7 protein-coding genes are annotated in these 6,428 nt (G+C 40.0%); all 7 read right to left on the bottom strand.

The window, feature by feature from the left end; all coding sequences use genetic code 11:
- Positions 1-783 (bottom strand): DEAD/DEAH box helicase (locus tag L650_RS0102035; RefSeq protein WP_029772007.1); only part of this gene is annotated, 783 nt, incomplete at its 3' end.
- Between the two features lie 90 nt (positions 784-873).
- A complete protein-coding gene (locus tag L650_RS0102030; protein ID WP_029772006.1) occupies positions 874-2,103 on the bottom strand; it encodes a beta-ketoacyl-ACP synthase in 1,230 nt (409 codons plus the stop codon).
- A complete protein-coding gene (gene fabG, locus L650_RS0102025) occupies positions 2,103-2,828 on the bottom strand; it encodes a 3-oxoacyl-ACP reductase FabG (protein ID WP_029772005.1) in 726 nt (241 codons plus the stop codon). Before fabG ends, L650_RS0102030 begins: the two co-directional genes overlap by 1 nt.
- On the bottom strand, positions 2,825-3,280 hold the full coding sequence (locus tag L650_RS0102020) for a hotdog family protein (protein ID WP_029772004.1): 456 nt from the start codon (positions 3,278-3,280) through the stop codon (positions 2,825-2,827). Before L650_RS0102020 ends, fabG begins: the two co-directional genes overlap by 4 nt.
- Positions 3,273-4,442, bottom strand: coding sequence for a beta-ketoacyl-ACP synthase (locus tag L650_RS0102015; protein WP_029772003.1), 1,170 nt, complete (start codon positions 4,440-4,442; stop codon positions 3,273-3,275). Before L650_RS0102015 ends, L650_RS0102020 begins: the two co-directional genes overlap by 8 nt.
- Complete coding sequence (locus L650_RS0102010; protein WP_029772002.1) at positions 4,442-5,029, bottom strand: DUF3261 domain-containing protein; 588 nt, start codon at positions 5,027-5,029, stop codon at positions 4,442-4,444. The genes L650_RS0102015 and L650_RS0102010 overlap by 1 nt, the downstream gene beginning before the upstream one ends.
- Positions 5,017-6,255: an NAD(P)/FAD-dependent oxidoreductase gene (locus tag L650_RS0102005; RefSeq protein WP_029772001.1), complete on the bottom strand. Its 1,239-nt coding sequence runs from the start codon at positions 6,253-6,255 to the stop codon at positions 5,017-5,019. The genes L650_RS0102010 and L650_RS0102005 overlap by 13 nt, the downstream gene beginning before the upstream one ends.
- Positions 6,256-6,428 lie beyond the last annotated feature (173 nt).

Here is a 6,428-nt window from a genome sequence, read left to right as displayed (position 1 = left end):
TTTAACCAGCTCATCCGCCGTTTCTTTCATGTTTACAAACACAAGTACCTGTTGCCAGTTCTTTTTACCAATCAGCTCAGAAAGCAGCTCTTGCTTACGACGCTCTTCAACTGGGTACACAACATGCTGTACCGTACTTGCAGTACTATTAGTTTGATCTACGCGAACAATTTCAGGCTGTTTTAATACTTTTGCTGCAAACTGCTTAATAGCCGCTGGAAAAGTGGCTGAGAAAAGTAAAATTTGGCGCTGCTCGTCACAACTTTTAATAACACTTTGCATATCTTCAATAAACCCCATATCAAGCATACGGTCGGCTTCATCAAGTACTAAGTGTTTAACGCTTGCTAGGCTTAAATTACCTAAACGAATATGATCAAGTAAACGCCCTGGGGTTGCAACTACAACATCTACGCCGTCTTTAAGAGCATTTGCTTGGCCTGCGGTATTAACACCGCCAAATAGGCTCACTACTTTTAAAGCGGTATGTTTTGCATAGGCTTTAAAGTTATTTGCTATTTGCTCTGCAAGCTCACGAGTTGGCGCAAGCACTAACGCGTGCGGAGCATTGCTTGTGCTTAGCTCAGATTCAGTTAATTTTTGGATGATAGGTAAAGCAAACGCAGCCGTTTTACCTGTGCCTGTTTGGGCACTTGCTAAAACGTCTTTACCTTTACGAACAGCCGGAATAGCTGAACGCTGAATGGGCGTAAGGGTGTGGTAATTAAGTTCGTCTAACGCCTGAATAAGTTCAGGGGAAAAACTAAAAGATTTAAAATTCATGCTGTATAACCTGCGGCCACATTTATCAAGGGTCGCAAATTATACAGCAAAAACACGTCAACAGTTAGTGATTAGTGTTTATAAACTTGATTAATCTTGCTTATACCGTTTAAAAATAAGAGATGTATTAATCCCACCAAATGCAAAGTTATTACTCATGACATAATCGGTGTTAATTTCTCGCCCTTGTGTCTTAATATAATCAAGCTCAGCGCAATCATTATCTATATCGGTTAAATTTATTGTAGGTGCAAACCAATTATCGCTCATCATATTAATAGTAGCCCATGCTTCTATTGCACCACACGCCCCTAAAGTATGCCCTAAATAGCTTTTTAAAGAACTAATAGGTTTAACTCCCAGCGCATTAAAAGTAGCATGAGACTCAGCAATATCACCTCTATCGGTTGAGGTACCATGCGCATTGACATAACCTACTTTATCAGGTGATAAATTGGCATCTTGCAATGCCATTTCAATGGCTATTTGCATGGTATCTGAAGATGGTTGAGTAACATGTTGTCCATCAGAGTTACAGCCAAAACCGACAACCTCAGCCAATATATTTGCCCCTCTAGCTTTAGCATGCTCATACTCTTCAAGTATTAAAGTACCGGCACCTTCTCCTATAACCAAGCCATCACGGCTTTTATCAAATGGGCGAGGCGTATTTTTAGGGGTGTCATTTTTAATACTTGTAGCATACAGCGTATCAAATACAGCTGCTTCGGTAATACAAAGCTCTTCTGCCCCCCCTGCTACCATTACTTTTTGACGACCAAACTTAATTGCCTCATAGGCGTAGCCAATACCCTGCGAGCCAGACGTACATGCCGAACTTGTGGTGATCACTCGTCCTTTTAAGCCAAAAAAAACGCCTACATTTACTGGCGCTGTATGTGCCATCATTTGAATATAGCTTGTAGCTGTGACTCCAGACATTGAGCCACTTTCCAACATATTTGCAAATGCGAGAAGCGGCGGTGTTGAGCCGGTGGATGAGCCATATGCTACACCGGTAGAGCCATCTGTAAGACTTTTATGTTCAAGTAAATCAGCTTGCTCAAGCGCACGCTCAGTTGCACGTGTGGACATAAGTGCCACTCGCCCCATTGAGCGTATTTGCTTACGTTTATAATGGTTAGGTTTTTCAAAATGGGTGACAGGGGCAGCTAAGCGTGTATTAAGCCCATCAGCTTTATCCCATTCACGCATTGTTACAACTGCATTTTCACCTTTAATCAAGGCGCTTTTAAATTCATCCCAATCATCGCCCAATGCGGTTATAACCGACATCCCTGTAACAACAACACGTTTCATTAAACCATCCCGCCGTTAACCGAAATAACTTGGCGAGTGATGTAAGCAGCATCATCAGACATTAAAAATGCAACTGTACCAGCCACTTCGTTCACTGTTCCCATACGTTTAAGTGGAATCATTTTCATCATTTCAGCAACCGGAAGCTCATCCGTCATTGCTGTTTCAATTAAACCAGGCGCTACACAATTTACAGTAATTTTTCGCTTAGCTAGTTCCAGCGATAGGGCTTTGGTAGCGCCAATAATACCTGCTTTCGCTGCGCTGTAATTTACTTGCCCTCTGTTGCCCGCAATACCCGACACTGAAGCCATAGTAATAATGCGCCCACCTTTACGAGTTTGTACCATGGGCATAACTGTTGGGTGCACAACATTATAAAAGCCATCTAACCCAGTTCTAATTACGCTATCCCAATCATCGCCCTGCATTGCCGGAAAAGCCATATCGTTGGTAATGCCCGCATTACACACCACACCATAGTAAGCACCATTGTTTGTAATATCTTGCTCAATTTGTTGCTTTGCCGCTGCTCTATCGCATACGTCAAATTGTAGTAGTGTAGTGCTTTGTCCAAGTGCGTGTATTTCTGCACATGTTTGCTGAGCTTGCTCTAAACCAGTTCTGCAATGAACAGTAATGTCATAGCCTTGAGCTGCAAGTTTAAGTGCAATAGCCTTACCTATACCCCGGCTAGAGCCGGTCACTAAAATTCTTTTATTCATTGGTTTTCTCTTATAAATTCCAGCGGGTCTTCTGGCTGAAATACATTTATTTTTGCATCACACAGTATTTTTTTATTTTCACTTATTTGGCATTCAAACACACTTAAACCAGATTCTTCTTGGTAAAGCTTGTGAACATAAATAGTTAAGGTGCTGTTTTTATAAAACATAGCCTGATGTGTTTTATATTTTCGCGTGCCGATCAAAAAGCCAATTTTAACCGCTTCATTAATATCGTTAGCTAATGCTCCAGCATAGGCAGCTATAGACTGGGCCATATATTCAACACCGATATAACTTGGCACTCCCTCAATTTGCTCATTATAAAAAGGGCTTTGGGGTGTAATAGTCACAGAGCAGGTTGCACTTTCATCGCTGTATTCAACTAACTGATCTATTAAGATCATAGGAGCATCGTGGGGTACAACCTGCTCTATAGAATAATTATTCATTATGAGTACCTAAAATCAAACTAGCATTATTACCACCAAACGCAAATGAGTTACATAGACAGTAATTTAATTTAACCGTGCTAGCTTGCTCAATAACGTTAACATCTGCCAGCTTATTTCTGTGTGTGCATTTATTAAAAGGCAAAGTAATATTTCCTCTCCCTCTGAGCAACAGCCAACAAATACCTGCTTCAATTGCACCAGCTGCACCTAAAGTGTGCCCAGTTAAGTACTTACTGGAGCTCAGCGGTGTATTGTTGCCAAACACACTATTAATTGCAAGGGCTTCCATTTCGTCATTTTTAATTGTTGCTGTGCCGTGTGCATTTATATAGTCAATATCACTAGGTAATAAGTCAGCAACGGCCAGAGCTGCTTTCATTGCCGATTTTGCACCATTACCGCTAGGGTCTGGCGCCGAAATGTGATGAGCATCAGAGCTTTCACCACCACCTAAAAACATGACGCCATTTTCTAACGGTGCTTCTTTACTCATGACAAATAACGCAGCACCCTCACCAATATTAATACCATCTCTGTCATCGCAAAAAGGCTTACACATTCCAGTGCTCATTGATGCCAAGGCATTAAATCCATTAATGGTAAGTTTGCAAAGGCTGTCTACGCCACCACAAATTACAACGTCTGCTAAGTCAGCAGTTATTAAAGCTTTTGCGCTAATGAGAGCTTTAGCACTTGAGGTACATGCCGTTGAAATACTATAACAAGGACCTAACGCCCCTACTTTTTCGGCTATGTAATGCGAAGGAGTAGCAAGTTCTTGATCAGCATATAAAAAGTCAATTGGCCACACACCTGAACTGTCGTGTTCAGCTCGAGCTTGTTCGCCATCATGCACCCCAGATGTACTTGTACCTACCACAACAGCAATTCGTGATTTATCAATATGTGAAAAGCGCTTAAGTGTTGGGGATATTTGCTCAAGGGCTATATCAATTAGCGTATCAATACGGTGCTTTTGATTTAGAGGAACGCAGTCCACGTGCCCAACATAAAATGGCAAACCCTCTGTGCTTAAATCTTTTGTCTTTAAAAGCTGTGGGGCTTCATTATTTTGTAAGTTATTTAGGCTAATAATTGTATCTTCAACGCCTTTGCCCATTGCACTTACAATGCCTAAATCATTTAACCAAAAAGTCACTAGTTTACCTTCTCAAATGTAATTTGATAATGTCGCTCACTATTATTTAGTACTGTTTTATTATCGCTATAATTTATTGTAATAATCGAGCGGTTATTTTTTACTACACGCCTTTGTGTGGCTATCTGCTTTATAATCGCCCCAGATATTTTCTCATTAAGAAATAATACAGGCCAATGCACTAAGGCAATATCTGCCAATATATAAGCTGGGTCTAAATCAACACCGACTATCATTTTAGTAACATTAGGTGGTTGGTTATTTAGTTTCTCAAGCTTTAAAATAGGTAAGCCTTGTGTAGTCATTAACAATAAGTTGATAGTACCCTGCTTGTTTATTTCTAATTGTGCTAATAATGTATGCTCTTTCTCATTGTTTTGAATATATAAAACATGCTGCCAATTTTGATCAAACATTTGTACAGGCACATGCGAAATATCAAGTGTAGTGGCTGCAGAAATATCAATACGCTCACTGCTTTTATATGTGCTACTACATGCTGTTATGCAAACACACACTAAAGCTATAAAAGTACATTTTAAAAAGTGTCTGATATGAGCCTCAATAACTGGGATTAATTTTGACATAGCTGCGCTAATACATTTAGACGACGCTCACTTTGAGCAACAAATGGATTATTTTTATCCCATGCGTAACCCGCTAAAATAGCACTGATCATTTCACGAACCTGCGAGTTTTGCTCTGAATAAAAAATAACGTCTTGAAATCGGGTATCGTACCAACCTTTAACAAAGGTTTTAAAACAATCAACTCCTGCCTGCAATGGCTCGGCGTAACATTCCTCAAAATCAATCACTTCTCCATTTAAATAATCATCAATAAAGGGGGCTATTAAGTGTGCAGACTTTAAAGCAATAGTCACCCCAGATGAAAACACCGGATCTAAAAATTCACCCGCATTGCCTAGTAAAACAAAATGTTTTCCATGTAGCGTACATACATTAGCAGAGTAACCACTAATGCTACGCGCCTGTGTTATAGGTACGCGATTAGCTAAAAGTTTTTTTAAGTAAGGGTCTTGCTCTATAAACTGTTTTAAGGTGTCAGCTTCACTACTCTCATTAAAGCGTGTTTGCTTTGCCACAACCCCAATGCTGGACGTGCCATCACTAAAGGGGATGAGCCAATACCAAACATCATTAAATTTAGGGTGAACGGTTATTAAAATTTTATTTCTATCAAACAGCTCGTCAGTAATGCCATCATTAAAGTGACTAAAATAAGCACTACGCACAGGAAAAGTAGAAGGTTTTTCTAAATTTAAAAGTTTTGGTAAAACTCGGCCGAAACCGCTCGCATCAAGTACAAACTTAGCCCTTACGTCATACGTTTGTTTTTTATTATTTTGCACTTGCAGCGTCGCACTAGCAGCTTCATCAGTAAAACCAATAACACTATGCTGATAGCGAATTTCAACGCCTTGATGCTGCGCTCTATCAGCAATCAGCTTATCAAAATCAGCCCGTTTAACTTGAAAAGTAGTACCCGGGCCTGGGCTAAATTTTTCAGTAAAATTTATAGCTGTATTTTGGCCATTACGATGAAACGCAGCACCATCTTTAAATTGAAAGCCAAGCTCATCCGCATATTCATGTATTGTGTTAACTAGCCCAGCATCCTCTAAATATTCCATACATTGAGGTAATAAGCTTTCGCCAATTGAAAAACGAGGAAACACTTGTTGCTCTAGCACCAGCACTTTCCAGCCTTTTTGTACTAATAAGCTACTTACAAGTGCACCTGAAGGTCCTGCCCCTATAACCACAACATCATACTGCTCAAGGTTGTTCAAATTATTATTCCTTTTGAGACTTTAATACACTTAATGGAGATAAAATATATACGGCTAAAATCCCTACCATAACAGTAAGGCCAAAACTAAAAATAGCGGGGGTATCTGAAAAGGCGAGCATACCAAACACACACATCGAAGAGGCGGCCGACAAGCTAATGGCCAATACATTT

Origin of the sequence: Pseudoalteromonas sp. TB51, assembly GCF_000498055.1 — a bacterium.
In the GTDB taxonomy this organism is placed as follows: domain Bacteria; phylum Pseudomonadota; class Gammaproteobacteria; order Enterobacterales; family Alteromonadaceae; genus Pseudoalteromonas; species Pseudoalteromonas atlantica.
This window is presented reverse-complemented; position numbering and strand designations above follow the sequence as displayed.

Bases quoted from the DNA above. Each gene is read 5' to 3' on its own strand.
- L650_RS0102030 (WP_029772006.1), bottom strand. From the start codon at position 2,103: ATGAAACGTGTTGTTGTTACAGGGATGTCGGTTATAACCGCATTGGGC.
- fabG (WP_029772005.1), bottom strand. From the start codon at position 2,828: ATGAATAAAAGAATTTTAGTGACCGGCTCTAGCCGGGGTATAGGTAAG.
- L650_RS0102020 (WP_029772004.1), bottom strand. From the start codon at position 3,280: ATGAATAATTATTCTATAGAGCAGGTTGTACCCCACGATGCTCCTATG.
- L650_RS0102010 (WP_029772002.1), bottom strand. From the start codon at position 5,029: ATGTCAAAATTAATCCCAGTTATTGAGGCTCATATCAGACACTTTTTA.